The sequence below is a fragment of the Ignatzschineria cameli genome, assembly GCF_003121895.1.
GTDB lineage: Bacteria > Pseudomonadota > Gammaproteobacteria > Cardiobacteriales > Wohlfahrtiimonadaceae > Ignatzschineria > Ignatzschineria cameli.
The window spans coordinates 68,217-86,170 of sequence record NZ_QEWW01000002.1; the positions used below are offsets into that span (position 1 = coordinate 68,217).

Sequence of the window (17,954 nt, forward strand, 5' to 3'; positions counted from 1 at the left end):
ATCAATATGCCCTATATCAATACACCATATCTCTATATTGCAACAATAAGAGCATCTCAAGCATCTGTTTGAGATGCTTTTTTTATCGTAGAGAGTCATTGTGGCATATAATGATGCATAGAATTTTAAATGAAGAGAGAACGCGATACTGCCGAAAATAAAGTTTCGATTCTACCCATGGGTGTTGAATCGATCTGGTGATGTAGAAAGAGAGGATCGCTTCAATTGAGATGGAGCGATAAAGTGGTAGCGCATCGAGAAAAGGTTACTAATTTATTAATTTACTAATTTATCAGTAGATCGGCAGATCAGAAGATCAGCAGATCAATTTAGGATCGTGATTGCGATCGGGAGAGTCAATAACGTGGATAGAGAAGGTCATGAAGAGGAGATCTATTTCATTATTCCTGCTGCGGGAGTGGGAAGTCGAATGGCATCTGAAATTCCTAAGCAATATTTGCAGATCGCCGGCGAAACAATTTTGACACGTACCCTAAAGTTATTTTTGGGTGTGCAGGAGATTAGCGGTGGTGTAGTGGCACTCTCTGCAGAAGATCAAAGAGCGCTTGAGGTAGAGAGCGATGTTTTATGGAGAGTAGATGGTGGAGAAACACGAACCGATTCTGTGGCGGCGGGTCTCTATTTTTTAAAAGAGCATTTAAGTCGTGCCGGGAAGGATTTAAAGAAGATCTGGGTTGCTGTCCATGATGCGGCGAGACCTGGATTGAGATCGAATGAACTCTCCCTCTTTTTGCGCTCTGTCTTAGAGGACTGCCCAGAAGGGGGCGCTATTATGGCATTGCCGGCACAAGATACGGTTAAACGGGTTGATAAGAAGGGAGAGATTGTTGAGACTCTCGATCGAGATGTTATCTGGTTAGCACAAACCCCACAGATGGCTCCTCTTTTAACGCTCATTGAGGCTACAGAAAGGGCTACTGCCGCGGGAGCAAAAGTGACAGATGAAGCCTCGCTTTTAGAGTATAATGGCCTCTCGCCAAAGGTCTATCGAGGTTATCCCCATAATTTTAAGATAACCTATCCTGCAGACCTTCAATTGATGAGCCTCTATTTTAGTGAGAGAAGATGATGAGAATAGGATTTGGTTTTGATGTTCATACCTTTCAAGAGGGTGATCATCTCATGTTAGGTGGGGTTAAGATCCCTTTTCATAAGGCATTTAAAGCTCACTCAGATGGGGATGTCGTTCTTCATGCTTTGACCGATGCGCTTTTAGGAGCTGTAAAAGGGGGAGATATTGGAACGCTCTTTCCCGATACCGATCCGCGTTATAAAGGGGCAGATAGCCGCCATCTCTTAAAAGAGGTATATCAAATTGTTCGCGATAAAGGTTATGAGATTGGTAATATCGATATCACCATTATGGCTGAAGCACCTAAAATGAAGCCCTATCGAGAAGCGATAGAATCAGTGATTGCCGAAGATTTAGCAATATCAGTAGATGATATTAATGTGAAGGCAACGACAATGGAGAAGCTCGGTTTTGTCGGAAGAGAAGAGGGAATTGCGGCCCAGGTGGCGCTCTTATTAAAGCGTCGATAATCTCTTAGCGCGGTGATGTTAAGTCGCTATGATGATCTATTTTAAGATCCATTGTAATGACAATGTTTTGATCATCTATAAGATATAATGAATCGGTAGATTGATTAGTTGATGAGTTGAAAAGAAGATTGGGATTAGAGATTCTCCGTGGAGAGACCCATTATGAAACGAATATAGGAATAAGTAGAGTATGCAACAAAAGAGAGATATTTTTGTCACAAACGCACTACCATTTGCAAATGGTGATATTCATCTAGGGCATCTATTAGGATATGCTCAAGCCGATATCTGGGTGCGTTTTCAGCGAATGTTAGGGAATAATGTCTACTATATTTGTGCTGATGATACCCACGGAACCCCCATTATGTTAAAGGCAGACTCGCTAGGGATTACGCCGGAAGAGTTAATTGCCAAAGCCCATGCCGCTCATCTTAAAGATTTTGATAATTTTTATATCGATTTTGATAATTACTACACAACGCATTCAAAAGAGAATCAACAATTGGTGGAAGAGATCTATCTGACACTTAAAGCAAATGATTTGATTGAAACTAAAACTATTGAGCAATTCTATGATGAAGAGCGCAAGATGTTTTTGCCCGATCGCTTTATTAAAGGGGAGTGTCCTAAGTGTCATGCGAAAGATCAGTATGGGGATAACTGCGAAGCTTGTGGTGCAACTTATCGCCCGACAGAGTTGATTAATCCATTCTCTGTCGTAACTGGTAAGACACCTGTTATGCGCCCTTCAGAGCACTTTTTCTTTAAGTTATCAGATCCTCGTTGCGTTACATTTTTACGGGAATTTTTAGAAGATAAGGAGCGCTTACAGCCGGAAGCAGCGAATAAGATGCGGGAGTGGATTGGCGAAGAGGGCGATTGTAAGCTCTCCGATTGGGATATCTCTCGAGATGCTCCCTACTTTGGATTCCCAATTCCAAATGCAGAGAATAAATATTTTTATGTCTGGTTAGATGCGCCGATCGGTTACTTTGCTTCCTTTAAGAACTATTGCGATCGTGTAGGTAATGTCGATTTTGAGAGTTTTATTAAGCAAGAGAAGGCGGCAGCAGCTGGTACGGAGATGGTCCATTTTATCGGTAAAGATATTATGTATTTCCATACGCTCTTCTGGCCAGCGATGCTCAACTTTTCAGGACATCGCGTACCCTCTCAATATGCGATCAATGGCTTTTTAACCGTTGATGGTGCGAAAATGAGTAAATCGCGAGGAACCTTTATTACGGCAGATTCCTATATTGCACAGAAGCTCGATCCCGAATGGTTGCGCTACTACTTCGCGGCAAAATCAAATGGTGCAATCGATGATTTTGATCTCAACCTCGATGATTTTGTGAATCGTGTTAATGCGGATCTGATCGGTAAATATGTCAATATCGCTTCAAGGACGAGCCGCTTTATCTCAAAAAACTTTGAGAATCGCTTAGGTAAAATTGCATCAGAATCTGTAGCATTAATCGATTCTATTATTGCTCGAGCACCAGCTATTCAAGAGGGTTTTGAGAGACGAAACTTTGCCGCTGCACTCAGAGAGATCTCAGCTGCTTGTGATGATGTGAATGAACACTTTGATCAGATGAAGCCTTGGGAGATTGCGAAAGATGAGAGTCGAGCAACTTTGCTTCAAGATCTCTGTACAGGTTATTTAGAGGCCTTTAGAATTTTAACCCTCTATCTGAAGCCTGTTCTTCCCGTGGTCGCTGAGCGAGTGGAGAATTTCCTTAATATTGCACCACTATCTTTTGCGGCTCTTGAGGTGAAATTACCGGAAGGACACCTTATTAATCATTATGAACATCTGATGACACGCATTAATCGTAAAGATCTTGATGCAATGATTGAAGCAAATCGTGAAGCATTGAATGTTGAACGAAAAGATGCACAGGAGGCAGAGAATAACGGCGCTCAAGTAGCAAAGGGTCAGAAGAAGGATGTTGCAGTCGAGTCCTCAAATGAAATGGAAAGTGACTATATCTCCATTGATGATTTTGCAAAAATCGATCTTCGTTTAGGTAAGGTACTTGCTTGTGATTTTATCGAAGGGGCAGATAAACTCTTAACTTTCCAAATTGATCTTGGTGAAGAGCGTCCGCGAACAATTTTTTCCGGCATTCGTAAATTCTATCAAGATCCAGAAGCTTTAGTGGGGACTTATGTGATCGTAGTTGCCAATCTTGCACCGAGAAAGATGCGTTTTGGCGTTAGTGAAGGGATGATTCTCTCCGCTTCAACAAAAGAGTCATTAACCTTATTGACCACATTAGAAGAGCTTAAGCCGGGGGCGAAGATCTCTTAAGTGATTGTTAGAGCGATAACTCTGAAAGAGGGGCTGATTTAATTATCAGCTTCAAGAGAGTCGGTAAATCGTAGTAACTCGAGTCACCAGAGTCGCCAAGAGTAACAAGTAACAAGAATCTGGAAACAAGAAGAGAGCAGGCCATTGAGATTATCAAATAGCCGCTCTCTTTTTTTATCTCGAGCTTTTATCTTGAGTTTTTATCTTAAGCTTTTATTTCTAACTCTCATTTCTCACTCTCATTTTTAACGTTCATCTCCAACTTTTAATTCGATGAGGCTCTGTTTAGAGAGTGATAAAGGCACTTGCAACACCAAAGTAGATAAAGACGCCGACAATATCACAGATTGAGGTGATTAATGGGCCACTTGCTGTTGCTGGATCCATCTTCATTTTACTAAAGATAAAGGGGAGTGAAAGGCCAATGATGCTACCGATCATGACAACAAAGACCATCGTTAATGCCACAATAAAAGCGATCTCTACACCGCCACGATAGAGTCCAACAATAGAGACAGCAAGTGCCATGGTAAAGCCGAGTAGGGCAGAGATAACGGTCTCTTTACCAATCATTCTAAACCAATCTTTGATGCGAATTTCGCCAAGCGCCATCGCCCGAATGACTAAAGTTGCGGACTGAGCACCGGCATTACCTCCGCTATCGACTAAGAGCGGAAGGAAGAAGACAAGTGCGACATTACTCTCAATCAGATCTTCATAGGTAGCGATCCCGGCACCAGAAAAGATATTCATAAAGACGAGAACGACAAGCCATGCGATTCGTTTTCGATAGAGAAGAGTAATGGTGGCAGTTAAAAGATTTTGATTACCAAGTTGATCACTTTTGATCGAAGCCATACGATAGATATCTTCAGTCCCCTCTTGTTCGATGACATCGAGAATTTGATCAATATGAATGACCCCAAGGAGGTGCCCTGACTCGGCAATAACGGGAATTGTCACAAGATCAGTCTCTTGAAAAAGTTGGGCGACCTTTTCTTGATCAAGCGTGGTTGTGACGCTTTTTAATTTTGTTTTCATCACATTAGCGATAATCTCATCGCCTCTAGCGGAGAGTAGCTCTCTAATAGTGGCAACGCCTACTAGTGCTCTATCTTGGTTGAGAATGTAGACATAGTGAATGCCTTCTCGTTGATAGAGGTTTTTACGGAGATAGTCGATAGCTTCATCAACCGTTTGATTGACATCGAGAGTGATAAAGTCATTAGACATAAGAGACCCAGCCGTCTCAATGCCAAATTTCATATTGCGATCTTGAATGACCATTTTGCTTAACCTCATTATCTTTTATTTTCATAAAACGACAGTAATCAATTTTTCTGTCATCGATATATTTTGTTAAGCGCGGCTGTGCGCAGCGGCCGACGCTGATATCCTGTGGAAAAGAGTCCATAGATGAACCGTCTATTTTTAAGATCAAAAAAAACACCCAGCCACAAAACGTGAGGAGGGTGTTTTATCGATATGTAAAGGCGCCTTTACAATGATCTCTCCTCTTTCGTAAAGTTTTAGCACTATATGGCATGGGTATTCATCTGAATCCCGGCTACATTAGATACTGCCTTAGCTCGACAGTTTCTGCTGACCCATTGGTGTCTCTCGACGTTTCTGGGCAGTAGCTTACCTCCATATAGGAGCCTCACCTAACGAGGATAGTTAACAATTTGGTTATACATTGTTAACCCAAAATATTTAGTTTGGGCATTGTACCCTGATATTTTGAATAAGCAAACCATGAATCTTGATATTTTCAAGGTTTTACTTTTTTATTATATTTAATTTACATTATTTACAGTAAAGTCGTTACCTATGTATTTACTTTCTAGAAATAATAACCTAAATATATCCTCCTTCTATGAAACTTTAACCGTTAAGATATCACAAGGGGAATCATTGATAATCGATCCCGAAGTAGATCCTAAAAGCACTCCTAATCCTGATCGAGTATGGGAGCCGATTACTAATAGATCTGCTTTAAGTTCCTCTGCGGCACGGAGAATTCCTTCTTTAGTGGATAGAGCAGAAATCACCATGGTATCGCAATCGGGAATTCCCAATTTCAAGGAGAGTTCTCGCATCGATTTTTTGGCTTCAGCAATAATTTCGCTATCAGAAACTTGCGGAATAATGGGCATCAGCTCATAACCAGCACTAATACTAATTCCCTCTAAGATATTGAGTAATGTGATCTTTGCATGATTTCTCTGTGCAACGATAAGGGCTTGGCGACCAACTTTTTCTGCATCTGCAGATTGGTCCACCGCTACAAGAATATGTTGATACTCATTCGATTCAGACATCTTTTTATCTCCAGCTATATAGATGAGTGGCCATCTATTTCATCTCTTTTTGTTATAGCAAGAGATCCACGATTTATCAATCATCATAGGCTTAAAAAGCGACTTGAGGCAAAAAAACGTGTACAATACGGACACCTATTTTTTGAGTCAATTTTGAAATTCATCATGAGTAAATTAGCGAAAGAAGTTGCCCGTCGTAGAACCTTTGCCATTATTGCCCACCCTGATGCGGGTAAAACCACAATGACTGAAAAGCTCCTGCTTTTTGGAGGCGCCATCAATCTTGCCGGTTCTGTCAAAGGGCGTAAAGCTGCACGTCATGCAACCTCAGACTGGATGGAGCTTGAGCAGCAACGGGGGATTTCAGTGACCTCTTCAGTTATGCAGTTCCCTTATCGCGATTGTATGATCAATCTGCTTGATACGCCGGGACACCAAGACTTCTCGGAAGATACCTACCGAACTTTAACGGCGGTGGATTCAGCGCTCATGATGATCGATTGTGCAAATGGGGTTGAAGAGCAGACTATTAAGTTGATGAATGTTTGTCGATTGCGAGATACGCCCATTATCACCTTCATCAATAAGTTGGACCGGGATGGAAAAGAGCCGATCGATCTATTAGATGAGGTGGAAGAGGTTCTCAAAATTAATTGTGCGCCGGTCACTTGGCCGATCGGTATGGGACGAGAATTGAAGGGCGTTTACCATATTCTTGAAGATTATATCCATCTCTATGATTCAAAAGAGCGTGGAACTCGCAGCAAAGGGCAGATCATTCAAGGTTTAGATAGCCCTGAATTAGATGGGGTTTTAGGAGAGGAGCGGGCCAATGCTTTTCGTGAAGAAGTTGAGCTTGTTCGCGTGGCAAGTCATGAATTTGATCTTGAAGAGTATCTTGCCGGGCGTTTAACGCCGGTTTATTTTGGCTCTGCAATTACAAACTTTGGTGTTCAAGAGATGCTCGATGGATTTGTTGAGATTGCTCCCTGTCCGAAAAAGCAAGCAACATTGACCCGTGAAGTTTTGGCAGATGAAGAACCTTTAACAGGTTTTGTCTTTAAGATTCAAGCTAATATGGATCCGCGACATCGAGATCGTATCGCTTTTATGCGTGTCTGTTCCGGCAAATATACGCCAGGAATGACCGCGCGTCATGTTCGGATTGGCAAAAATATCCGTATTCCAGAAGCATTAACCTTTATGGCCTCCGATCGCGGTCATTTAGAAGAGGCCTATGCCGGCGATATTATCGGTATCTACAATCATGGAACGATCCGTATTGGGGATACCTTTACTGAAGGTGAAGAGCTAAGCTTTAAAGGAATTCCTGATTTTGCACCAGAACTCTTTCGTCGTGCGCGTCTTCGCGATCCTCTAAAGATGAAGCATCTTGAGCGTGGACTTGAGCAACTCTGTGAAGAGGGGGCGACGCAACTCTTTAAACCACTACGTAATAATGATCTGATTATTGGTGCCGTTGGAATTCTTCAGTTTGATGTGGTCGCCCATCGATTAAAGCTTGAGTACAATGTAGATTGTATCTTTGAGCATGTCGAGGTCTCTACCGCACGTTGGGTGCATTCAAAAGATCCGAAGAAATTTGCCGAATTTAAGAAGCGGGCGGAAGATAACTTAGCGATCGATCACCATGGAGAGTATGTCTATATTGCTCCTACACGAGTTAATTTACATTTAGCGCAAGAGCGTTATCCAGATATTCAATTTGATGCCTTCCGTGAGATTCACGGTTAACATCAATTGAGTGTGTCGAGAGGAAGTCGACAATTAATTAAGACCCATTAGGATAGTGGTGTCTTAGTTACCAACCTCAGCATTATTGCTGAGGTTTTTTTATGCAAAAAAAAGCATCGTGTGCTTTAAGCGACTGTTGTTTCTCATCTTTTATTCCTTATTCCCTGTTGAGTATAAATTATCATTTGTTATCAGTTGTCTTATCTGATAGATTCCTAAATGATAATGATTATCGTTACAATTGATATTGATTATATCGATAGCTCATCGGTATAGCCCATCGGTATAGCTCATATGTAGAAGTTATATTTAGAAGCTATATGTAGCTATCCAAAATAGAGGGCTCATAGAAAGCTCATCAAGAAGATCACTCAAATAGGAACCATAAAAAAGATGCAAAATAGTAGCCATCCTCTCCAAGAAGAAGTGTCGTTATCTTTTCTCTCCCTAAAAAGTAACGGCACACTCAATAGAACTGAGTTAAAAGCTGGAACTGAGCTAAAAGTTCTTGGAGTTAGATCACCAATTTTTAGTGTGCTCTTTAATAAATTTCTCTTTAGCGCATGCTGTACGCTCTCACTTTTCTCAATATCAGCTGCTTTAGCGGATGATGATAAAGAGGAGAATCTTCCAACAATTGCATTAGGTTCTGTAGTTGTTGTTGGTGCGCTAGAGCAGGTTACTCCTTTTAAAGAGACTCAAAGTGCTGCGGATTTGAGTAAAAACTTGGTGCAAGATGAGCGAGATTTACTGCGTCATGAGTTGAGCGTAGGTGTCAATGAGAGTGGCCGAGCGGGGAGTAATGGTTTTGCGATTCGAGGTGTTGATAAAGATCGCGTTGCAGTTATTGTTGATGGTCTCCCGCAAGCGGAGACATTTATGCCCTCCATCTACAAGGGATATGGCTATTTCAACGGTAGCATCAATAGTGCAGAGTATGAAAATATCAGTAGTGTTACGGTGAATAAGGGGGCTAACTCCGTTAGTGATGGCAGTGGTGCGGTAGGGGGATCTCTCTATTTCACAACTAAAAGTGTCGATGATATTGTAAAGCCGGGGCAAAAATGGGGGCTCTATTGGAAAACAGGATATTCCTCAAAAAATAGAGAGTGGCGACAAGTGTTAGGCGCAGGTTATCGTGGAGATCGCTTTTTTGGATTTGCACAATTTACAAAGAGAAGAGGGCATGAAACGATCAATAGCGGTAGTGGGGAGGAGATCTATGGTCCGGCAAGAGGGCGTCCTGATCCACAGATGAAGCATAGCTCCTCTTGGTTGACAAAGTGGGGTATCAATATTACCGATGAACAGACTTTAACTGCCTTTTATGAGAATCGACGTCAGAGTAATCGTACAGAAGAGCGAAGTTTTAATAGCTTTGGAACTTACCGTTTTGCAAATGATACTGCACCGTATCGCCGCTTTGGTCTTGAGTATGATTATATTCCGCTCGAATCGACCTGGTTAGATACATTCAATATTGTTTATGCTGATCAGAAGATCGATATGCGCGCAGATAGTTACAATGTGAGCGAGAAAGATCCTTCTAAGATTACGCAACATTACTATCGAGCCTTTGATCAGCGACAGAAAATACTGAAGACTCAACTCTTTACCTTGCCACTCAATTTAGGGGAGCAGGAGCATCTTCTTCAAGCTAAATTGGAATATAGACGCGGGGAACTTAAAAATAGTAATCGTGACATTCTCTATCTTAGTGGCGTTGCCCATCCAGAGCAGTACAGTATTATGACGCCGGTAAAATCCTCTGTTACAGCTTTTTCTCTGCAAGATGAGATAACAATAACGCCTCAATTATCTCTAGCATTAGGGGCGCGTTATGATCATTACCAATATTCTCCACAGATGGATGGCAGTAATAAATTTCCCGTCAGTTTTGATAGCGAGAAAAAAAGTTTTTCTAAAATCTCTTGGCAATTAGGAATTAATTATCAAATAACACCGGAACAGCAGATAGGTTATCGTATCAGTACGGGGTTTAGGGCCCCTAAAATTGAGGAACTCTTCTTTGAGTTTGGTAAGGGCGGAATGAACCATTTTATGCCAAATCCGCAATTGAGACCAGAGACGGCGCTGAACCAAGAGATCACTTATCAATTTAAAAATGAGTATACAGAAATAGGGCTAGGTGCTTTCTATAGTAAATATCGTAACTTTATCGATGAGCGAGTCTCTGAGAAATTGGAATCCAATCCCTACTATCCCTATGATTGGGGATCGAAACCTTATCTATCAATCAATCAGATTCAATTTGTCAATGTGGCACATGCTCATATTTCAGGACTTGAATTGAATGCGACATTGAATGGTCCCTTATTTGGGCTCTCTGAGAGTTGGAAATTTCACATAAAAGGGCAATATAGTAAGGGTAAGAATCAAGATGGCGATCCTCTAAAATCGATTCAACCCTGGAGCGCATTGATGAGTGTTGAATATCAAGATCCTTCTCAGCGGTGGAATAGTATCCTAACAGCGCGTTATAGTGCGGCAAAGAGAGGAAAAGATACTAAAGAGACCCAATATTCTTGGCGCGGAAAAGAAGAGAAGGAGTGGCCATGGTTAAGCCCCTCTTACTTTGTGGTAGATTTAACGACACAGGTAAAGCTAGATCGGGATATAACGCTCAATTTTGGTGTCTTTAATCTCTTTAATCGAAGCTACTCAACTTGGGATAGTCTACGGGATCTACCTACCTTTGGTACCACGAATCGAATAGATCCTGATGGGCGGGGATTAGAGCGCTTTACAGCACCTAAGCGTAATTTTGCTATCTCAATAGAGGGGCGGTTTTAGTGAGTTATTAATATGTTTCGAATAATCTATAATATTTTTAAAAAGTGTTATAATTTATTGAGTGGTTATAGCATTATTAAATTAATGAAGTAACGTATTATTTGTTACCGAGTGATTGATCACTCGGTGATTATCGGGTCGAAGAGTTTAGCGATATATTTGTTTATGTTTATGTTTATATTTGTACGTATATCTCTAGTTTCTAACAGCCGATTCTAGAGCGTGATCTTTTTAATAGGAGTAGAAGATGAAAAAATTATTAGCAGTTACTGTATTAGCAGCCGCTACAACTTCTTTAACCGTAGCACAAGCGCAAGACTTTCAACAATATGTCTCTGCAAAAGCGGTTCTCAATCATGTGAATAGTAAGTTTGAACTCAATAATGAAGATACGAAAAAGAGTAAAAATGTAGGAGGTCTTCGTTTAGCTTATGGTGCGATCTTCCCAGCAGCTGATAACAATGTGCGTGCAGAGATTGAATACGGCTATAACGGTAAAGCAAAAGTGAATGCAGATAAGAGAGAATCAGAGACAAAATCTCAATCTGTAATGTTAAATGGTTACTTTGATTTCAATACCGGTACAGCTGTTACCCCTTATGTTGGTGCAGGACTTGGTTATGCAAGATTGAAGAATACCGTTACGCCTGAAGGAAAAGATTCATACTCAAAGAGCAAAGGTAACTTTGCATGGCAGGTGGGTGCGGGTGTGAGCTACGCTGTTAACAGCAATGTTGATATCGATTTAGCTTATCGTTTTATGGATTACGGAAAAGTAGATCATAAGGATAATAGAGGAAAAGCTAAAATGCGTGGTAATGAGTTTAGCTTAGGGGTTCGTTACAACTTCTAATCTCATTAATCCTCTAGCTGATAGATCATTCATTGATAAAATTCAGCTAAAAATCGGTTATAAAAGTGATAAAAAATCTTAAGTTCCTTACGAGCTTAAGATTTTTTTATTCTTTAAAAACAATTTATTAAGCGGTTTTTATAGCGCGAGAATAAAAAAAAATGAGATAAAAAAGGTAAAAGCAGTGATATAATTTTGCTCCAAAAGCTGATCTTTAAATATAGGAGATAAAGATGAAAAAGCTACTGACCATCTCTGTGCTTTCTGCTGTAGTAGCAAGCGGTTTTACAGTTGCTCAAGCACAAGATTTTGACCAATATCTATCGGCAAAAGCAGTTCTCAATCATGTGAATAACAAATTTGAGGGTCAAATTAAAGATATCGATGGTGAAGATTCAGGTTCTATTAAAAAGAGCAAAAATGTAGGCGGTTTCCGTTTAGCTTACGGTATGATCTTCCCTGCTGGCGACAACAATGTTCGTGCTGAAGTTGAGTATGGTTACAATGGTAAAGTGAATGGTAAAGTGAAAGTATCAGATGAAGATTCTAAATCTGAGACAAAATCACAAGCATTAATGCTCAATGGTTATTACGATTTTAATACCGGTACAGCATTTACCCCATATGTAGGTGCAGGTATCGGTTATGCTCGCCTTAAAAATAGCTTATCTGATGATGAAGTCTCCATCTCTAAGAGCAAAGGTAACTTTGCATGGCAGGTGGGCGCTGGTGTTAGCTATGCGGTAAACAGTAATGTTGCCGTTGATCTTTCATACCGTTTTATGGATTATGGTAAAGTTTCACACAGCTACAAAGATGGTGATACGACTGTAAATGGTAAAGTTAAACAGCGTGGTAATGAGTTTAGCTTAGGGGTTCGTTACACATTCTAATTAGTGTGTGCTCTCTCTTAAGATAGAAAGAGGATCTATTGCAGATTTTCGATGAAGCCTTGAAACTTAGTTTCAGGGCTTTTTGCTATCTGATGATTGATCTTTGATGCTTGTTCTCTGATTGTTGATGCTTCTACCATCTATTCTTTTACGCTCAATTCTCCATCAAGTAGTAGGATTTCTGTGAAACATGAGGTTACAGAAGCGGAAGAAGATGCGGAGACTGTTGCTCATGATGGGGTAGAATAGAGGAAGAATCTTTGATGAGGTTTAGAGAAATACTGATCAGAGAAGATGATGTGCAGAAAGGGTATAGATTATCGATGGGAGATGAAGATGGAGCGATTAGTGAAAGAGAGTGACGCTAAGATCAATTCAGGAATCAATTCAGGAATCAATTTAGGGAGCTTAGAGACGGAGCAGCGTAATCATCACACGATGGCGATCGATACCTTATCGACATTAGAGATGGTGCAACTGATCAATCGTGAAGATCAGCGAGTGATCGATGCTATCGAGGCGGCGACAGATCAAATTGCGGCAGCGATTGATGCTATTGTGCCTCGGCTGCGTCAAGGGGGGCGGCTAATCTATCTTGGCGCCGGAACTTCGGGGCGATTAGGTGTCTTAGATGCTTCAGAATGTCTTCCCACTTTTGGTGTCGGAGAGGAGAGTGTGTTAGCACTGATTGCCGGCGGGGATCGTGCATTACGTCATCCTGTAGAAGCGGCAGAGGATCAAGAGGATGCCGCAGTGACTGATCTGGCGAAAATTGGACTCTCCAAAAAGGATATTCTCTGTGCGATTGCCTCCTCAGGGCGCACCCCTTATGCACTCTCAGCTCTGCTATATGCCGGTAGTTTGGGGGCAGCGACGATCTCTTTAGCTTGTGTTTCAGAGAGTGCTATAGGAAAGATTGCCGATTATCCCATTGAAGTGATTGTCGGGCCAGAGGTGATTACGGGATCGACCCGAATGAAAGCAGGATCTGCGCAGAAGATGGTCCTCAATATGCTCTCAACAGGCGCTATGATTAAGTTAGGTAAGGTCTACCAAAATTTGATGGTCGATCTTCGAGCCACTAATCAGAAGCTGATTGAGAGAGCTCGGCAGATGGTGGTTGCCGCCACCGCGATCGATTATGAGCAAGCAACGGAACTTTTAGAGGCGGCAGATTACCATGTTAAAAGCGCTATTGTGATGGCTCATCTTGCTGTCGATTATCCGATGGCGCGTCAATTATTGGCAAAACATCAAGGAATGGTCAGAGCTGTTTTAGCAGAAGCGATCGCCAAGGAGATGGAATGAAGCAGAATCGAGATACCTTTGCCGTCGGTTTGATGACCGGTACCTCTCTTGATGGTGTTGATGTCGCCTTAGTGAAGATTAGCGAGGAGATTCCTCAGGATAAGGAGGATGCAGCCACTGCCGGTGATGGGGTCAGATCCCAGCTACTCCATTTTATATCGCGCCCTTATTCGCCACAATTGCGGGAGAAGATCGAGACGCAGTGCCACAATGAGAGTTCTACGGTGGCAGAGATCTGCTCTCTCAATATGGCGTTAGGGGAGATCTATCGGCAGAGTGTTCAACAGCTCCTCGATGAGGTTGCGGTAAAGAGGCGTTTTGAGCCGGCGCTTTTTGTCGGATTTTCCGGAAAGCCAGATTTTATCGCTTCACATGGACAGACCATCTACCATCTTCCTCCGTCGGTTGCAAAGGAGAGGGGCTATACGGCATCGACTCTACAGATCGGCGACCCTTCCCCATTGGCATACCATTTTCATTGTGATGTCTACTTCAATTTCCGCATGATGGATATCGTTGCCGGCGGTGATGGTGCGCCACTAGTCCCTATGACGGAGTATCTGCTCTATCGCCATCCCGATTATCATCGGCTTTTGCAAAATATTGGCGGGATCGGCAATGTAACCCTTCTCCCTAAAGGGGCAAGAATTGAAGAGGTGACCGCCTTTGATACTGGCCCGGGGAATATGATGATCAATGATGCAATGCGTCTTCTCTATCAGCGAGAATATGATCAAGATGGGGAGATCGCTCAAAAAGGGCAGTTGATTCCAGCGCTCTTTGAGGAGTTGCAGAGAGATCCTTACATTGCGCAGCAGCCCCCCAAATCAACAGGGCGGGAATATTTTGGCGCGCAATATACTTTACCACTACTTAAGCGTTATAAGGATCATGCGCCGGAGGATCTTATCCATACTTTAACTCGCTTTACCGCTTACTCCATTGCGGAGAGTTACCGCCGCTTTATCTTTCCCTATTATCAGATCGATCAGGTGATTGTTGCGGGGGGAGGGGCCTACAATTTAGCGTTGATGAGATATCTTCAGGACGCGCTTCCTCAAATAGCGCTCTTAACACAGGAAGATTTAGGTTTTTCAAGTGATGCCAAAGAGGCGATCGCTTTTGCTCTTTTAGGGTATTTAACAAAGGCGCGTCGAATCGGGAACTTACCGACAGCGACAGGGGCCTCTCAAGCTGTGGTATTAGGTCAAATTTGTCCCAATCCCTTCCCAGAGCAAGATTAATTAATGTTACAATACTCCAATTGATAACCATTCTTTTTTGCCCTATCTGTAGGAGGTCAGCAATGTCGATAACGAATAACACACTAGAAACAAAAAAGGGGAGTGAAGAGGCTCCTGTTTTAGTCCTAGGCGTAAGTGAATGGCGTGCCGAAGAGTGTGATCATGAGAATATTGTCAATTGCTTAGAAGATGGGCAGGTGCTCTATTTCCCCTCACTCCCTTTTGTCTTAACAGAAGAGGAACAAGCGCTTTTAGATCCCCGTTTAGTGAGTCCTAAACGTAAAAATATTATGTATCAAGCAGATCAAGGAAGCATTAAAGGGATTGCTGAGAATGCTTCAGCGCAGGAAAAGAGCGCCATTGAAGGGCTTTTAAAACGTTATTCTGAAGCAAGTTACCAACTTCTAACAGATCTTATCCCTCAATATAGAGGGAAACTCCACAGTCCAATGAATACATTGCGACTCAATGCGATCGATGAGTGGAGTGATAGTCACTCTTTTCGAAAAGATGATCGTCGTTTACATGTCGATGCATTTCCATCGAGACCATTGCATGGCCGTCGAATTATTCGGATCTTTAATAATATCAATCCTAATGGGATTCCCCGTAAATGGCGTGTTGGAGAGCCTTTCCCTCAATTGGCTGAACGTCTTCTTCCTAAGAGTAAACCCTACTCTCGGATCGGCGCTGCACTTCTAGATCGCTTGCAGATTACAAAAAGCCGTCGAACTCATTATGATCATATTATGTTGCAATTTCATGATCTGATGAAAGAGGATCAAGCTTATCAAGATCAGGGCATTCAATGGGATATTAGCTTTATGCCGGGTTCAACTTGGATCTGCTTCTCAGATCAGACGCCTCATGCTGCCATGAGTGGACAATTTATGTTAGAGCAGACTTTCCAGTTAGATGTTGAAGATATGGTAGATCCTCAAAAATCACCCTTAAAGGTCTTAGAAGCGATGGTGAATAAGCCATTAATATAATGACAATGTAATGATAATGTAACGATCATGTAACACTTCGGTAGAAGTGTAATGGAAGGGCGAGCGATAAAGATCTCGCCTTTTTTATCTCTTCTTTATTTCTTTTTTAAAATTTTCACAATTTTTATGAGAGATATCGTAGAATTATACTCGTTTGATTATCGATCATTCGCTCAGGGTAGATGCATGCCATCACAGATGCGGCATCATCATTTATAAGATTATTTGCGATGGGTTATAAGGGGAGTTTTGACAATGTATGAAGCAACAATGCTATTGCTTACTTTAGCGGGAATTCAGTTAGTTGCACTGATCTCTCCTGGTCCCGATTTTTTCTTAATTACCCAAGTTGCCGTCAGCCACTCTAGAAGAGAGGCCTTTATGGCAGTTTTTGGTGTCACTATTGGTGTTGCTGTCTGGGCGCTTGTTGCGCTATTGGGGCTGCATCTTTTAGTAGAGCAATTTCCTTGGATTCAAGGAGCTCTCTATTTAGCCGGTGGTAGCTATCTTAGTTACTTAGGTCTTCTGCTCTTAAAGAGCGGTTTAAGAGCGCGACATCAGCAGAAGCAGGGGATCGCCAATAATGTGACCGAGAAGGTAATGGCTCGTGTTGTAGATGAGCGTAAAGGGGTACAATTTCTCTTTAAAGGATTGTTAACTAATCTTGCAAACCCTAAAGCGTTAATCTATTTCGGGAGTGTTTTTGTTCTCTTTGTTGGGGATAATATCTCCAATATTATGCGCGTGGAGATCTTTGCTTTAGTTGTGATCTTGACGTTTCTCTGGTTTGCAGTAGTGGCAATTCTCTTCTCTTTGCCCAAGCCGAAAGCGATCTATCAAAAGTTAGGAGCTTATATTGATGCTACTGCCGGTGCTCTCTTTCTCCTCTTTGGTCTCAATCTTCTCTATCAAGGGAGTACCATGTTGCTCTAGGACTATATTTACTTTGAAGAAAAATACTTGAAGAGAAAGATTTGAAGAGAAAGATTTGAAGAGAAAGAGGCTAGGGATTAGATCGCTAGCCTCTTTTGATATATCAAGATATGTATCAAGATTGATATATTGAATATGATATATGGGAATGGATTTGCTCGAGATTGATCCGTTAGGATCGACCGCCGGTTATTTCGATTCAGCCATATAGAGATTAATCGTATCTTCGATATGATTCTTCATTAAGGCAACCCCTTTCTCCGCATCTCGTGTTAAGAGAGCATTGTAGAGCTCGCGATGAACATCGACAAAGTGATCAACATTTTCTAGCTTTCTGACATTAGTTCTTGTCTCATTGAGCGATTCGAAGAGTTGTTTGAAGATAATCTCCATCATCTCTACCATTGTGGGGTTATGACTTGCCTTGATAAGTGCAAGATGGAAGCGAAGATCCTCTTTAGTGGCAGCCTTATGAAGCTTAATTCGTTCTTCAAGAGCGATGAGAGTCTCCTCAATATGCTTTAAATCATCATTCGTTGCTCGTTTTGTTGCTAGAACAAAAGCCCTTGTCTCTAAGCCTTCTCGAATCTCAAGAAGATCAACGATCGCCGCTGAATGAATATTGAGAACACTATTTTTTAGGCGACTGAGAATAAGATCTTTATCACTTCTTGTTAAGAAGAGAAGCCCCTCACGGTCGAGGAAGATATCCTCCTCTTTAAGAACCTCAATCGCTTTTAAGATATCCTCTTCAGATCTCTGTAGGCTCGATTGAATCTCCGGTAATGCCGGTAAAATCTCTCCCGGCAGAAATTGGCCTGATTCAATCATCTCCATAAAATCGAGAATCACTTCTTCATGTGGTAAGCGTTCAACAGCGGATAATTTCATCTCACATTCCTCCAAATATTGGTTATCGAATAATCGATAAGGTAGCATTTTTATAGGGTTTTCAGTCACT

14 protein-coding genes and 1 riboswitch are annotated in these 17,954 nt (G+C 41.7%); of the genes, 11 read left to right on the forward strand and 3 right to left on the reverse strand.

Annotated features, from left to right (window positions below):
- The first annotated feature begins 364 nt into the window (after positions 1-364).
- From ispD to metG, 3 genes are all read left to right on the forward strand, one after another.
- Positions 365-1,090, forward strand: a complete 726-nt coding sequence (ispD, locus tag DC077_RS03335; RefSeq protein ID WP_109200910.1) for a 2-C-methyl-D-erythritol 4-phosphate cytidylyltransferase — start codon at positions 365-367, stop codon at positions 1,088-1,090.
- Complete coding sequence (gene ispF / locus DC077_RS03340) at positions 1,087-1,563, forward strand: 2-C-methyl-D-erythritol 2,4-cyclodiphosphate synthase (RefSeq protein WP_109200909.1); 477 nt, start codon at positions 1,087-1,089, stop codon at positions 1,561-1,563. Before ispD ends, ispF begins: the two co-directional genes overlap by 4 nt.
- A gap of 190 nt (positions 1,564-1,753) precedes the next feature.
- Positions 1,754-3,880: a methionine--tRNA ligase gene (metG, locus tag DC077_RS03345; RefSeq protein ID WP_109200908.1), complete on the forward strand. Its 2,127-nt coding sequence runs from the start codon at positions 1,754-1,756 to the stop codon at positions 3,878-3,880.
- A gap of 285 nt (positions 3,881-4,165) precedes the next feature.
- Here metG and mgtE read toward each other — a convergent pair whose 3' ends face one another.
- The gene (gene mgtE, locus DC077_RS03350) at positions 4,166-5,167 is read right to left on the reverse strand and encodes a magnesium transporter (RefSeq protein ID WP_239990289.1); all 1,002 of its coding nucleotides are present in this window, start codon (positions 5,165-5,167) and stop codon (positions 4,166-4,168) included.
- A 220-nt stretch (positions 5,168-5,387) separates the two neighbouring features.
- Positions 5,388-5,559, reverse strand: a riboswitch (M-box (ykoK) riboswitch).
- Positions 5,560-5,754: 195 nt separating this feature from the next.
- Complete coding sequence (locus DC077_RS03355) at positions 5,755-6,201, reverse strand: universal stress protein (protein ID WP_109200906.1); 447 nt, start codon at positions 6,199-6,201, stop codon at positions 5,755-5,757.
- Positions 6,202-6,366: 165 nt separating this feature from the next.
- Between DC077_RS03355 and DC077_RS03360 the strand changes: the two genes are divergently transcribed.
- From DC077_RS03360 to DC077_RS03395, 8 genes are all read left to right on the forward strand, one after another.
- On the forward strand, positions 6,367-7,956 hold the full coding sequence (locus DC077_RS03360) for a peptide chain release factor 3 (RefSeq protein ID WP_109200905.1): 1,590 nt from the start codon (positions 6,367-6,369) through the stop codon (positions 7,954-7,956).
- A gap of 393 nt (positions 7,957-8,349) precedes the next feature.
- Complete coding sequence (locus tag DC077_RS03365; RefSeq protein WP_109200904.1) at positions 8,350-10,770, forward strand: TonB-dependent hemoglobin/transferrin/lactoferrin family receptor; 2,421 nt, start codon at positions 8,350-8,352, stop codon at positions 10,768-10,770.
- 247 nt (positions 10,771-11,017) lie between these two features.
- A complete protein-coding gene (locus DC077_RS03370) occupies positions 11,018-11,623 on the forward strand; it encodes an outer membrane protein (protein ID WP_109200903.1) in 606 nt (201 codons plus the stop codon).
- A gap of 233 nt (positions 11,624-11,856) precedes the next feature.
- A complete protein-coding gene (locus DC077_RS03375; protein WP_109200902.1) occupies positions 11,857-12,516 on the forward strand; it encodes an outer membrane protein in 660 nt (219 codons plus the stop codon).
- Between the two features lie 336 nt (positions 12,517-12,852).
- Positions 12,853-13,824, forward strand: a complete 972-nt coding sequence (gene murQ, locus DC077_RS03380) for an N-acetylmuramic acid 6-phosphate etherase (RefSeq protein WP_109200901.1) — start codon at positions 12,853-12,855, stop codon at positions 13,822-13,824.
- The gene (gene anmK / locus DC077_RS03385; RefSeq protein ID WP_109200900.1) at positions 13,821-15,068 is read left to right on the forward strand and encodes an anhydro-N-acetylmuramic acid kinase AnmK; all 1,248 of its coding nucleotides are present in this window, start codon (positions 13,821-13,823) and stop codon (positions 15,066-15,068) included. Before murQ ends, anmK begins: the two co-directional genes overlap by 4 nt.
- A 62-nt stretch (positions 15,069-15,130) precedes the next feature.
- Positions 15,131-16,060: a Kdo hydroxylase KdoO gene (locus tag DC077_RS03390; protein ID WP_109200899.1), complete on the forward strand. Its 930-nt coding sequence runs from the start codon at positions 15,131-15,133 to the stop codon at positions 16,058-16,060.
- Between the two features lie 255 nt (positions 16,061-16,315).
- The gene (locus DC077_RS03395) at positions 16,316-16,993 is read left to right on the forward strand and encodes a LysE family transporter (RefSeq protein WP_239990290.1); all 678 of its coding nucleotides are present in this window, start codon (positions 16,316-16,318) and stop codon (positions 16,991-16,993) included.
- A gap of 189 nt (positions 16,994-17,182) precedes the next feature.
- Here the strand turns inward: DC077_RS03395 and DC077_RS03400 are convergent, their stop codons facing one another.
- Positions 17,183-17,884 carry a FadR/GntR family transcriptional regulator gene (locus DC077_RS03400; RefSeq protein WP_157953475.1) on the reverse strand — a complete coding sequence of 234 codons (702 nt, stop codon included), beginning with the start codon at positions 17,882-17,884 and terminating at the stop codon, positions 17,183-17,185.
- Positions 17,885-17,954: the final 70 nt, after the last annotated feature.

Bases quoted from the DNA above. Each gene is read 5' to 3' on its own strand.
- ispF (WP_109200909.1), top strand. From the start codon at position 1,087: ATGATGAGAATAGGATTTGGTTTTGATGTTCATACCTTTCAAGAGGGT.
- DC077_RS03375 (WP_109200902.1), top strand. From the start codon at position 11,857: ATGAAAAAGCTACTGACCATCTCTGTGCTTTCTGCTGTAGTAGCAAGC.
- DC077_RS03355 (WP_109200906.1), bottom strand. From the start codon at position 6,201: ATGTCTGAATCGAATGAGTATCAACATATTCTTGTAGCGGTGGACCAA.
- DC077_RS03390 (WP_109200899.1), top strand. From the start codon at position 15,131: ATGTCGATAACGAATAACACACTAGAAACAAAAAAGGGGAGTGAAGAG.
- DC077_RS03400 (WP_157953475.1), bottom strand. From the start codon at position 17,884: ATGAAATTATCCGCTGTTGAACGCTTACCACATGAAGAAGTGATTCTC.
- mgtE (WP_239990289.1), bottom strand. From the start codon at position 5,167: ATGGTCATTCAAGATCGCAATATGAAATTTGGCATTGAGACGGCTGGG.
- DC077_RS03395 (WP_239990290.1), top strand. From the start codon at position 16,316: ATGTATGAAGCAACAATGCTATTGCTTACTTTAGCGGGAATTCAGTTA.
- anmK (WP_109200900.1), top strand. From the start codon at position 13,821: ATGAAGCAGAATCGAGATACCTTTGCCGTCGGTTTGATGACCGGTACC.
- metG (WP_109200908.1), top strand. From the start codon at position 1,754: ATGCAACAAAAGAGAGATATTTTTGTCACAAACGCACTACCATTTGCA.
- DC077_RS03360 (WP_109200905.1), top strand. From the start codon at position 6,367: ATGAGTAAATTAGCGAAAGAAGTTGCCCGTCGTAGAACCTTTGCCATT.
- murQ (WP_109200901.1), top strand. From the start codon at position 12,853: ATGGAGCGATTAGTGAAAGAGAGTGACGCTAAGATCAATTCAGGAATC.
- DC077_RS03370 (WP_109200903.1), top strand. From the start codon at position 11,018: ATGAAAAAATTATTAGCAGTTACTGTATTAGCAGCCGCTACAACTTCT.
- DC077_RS03365 (WP_109200904.1), top strand. From the start codon at position 8,350: ATGCAAAATAGTAGCCATCCTCTCCAAGAAGAAGTGTCGTTATCTTTT.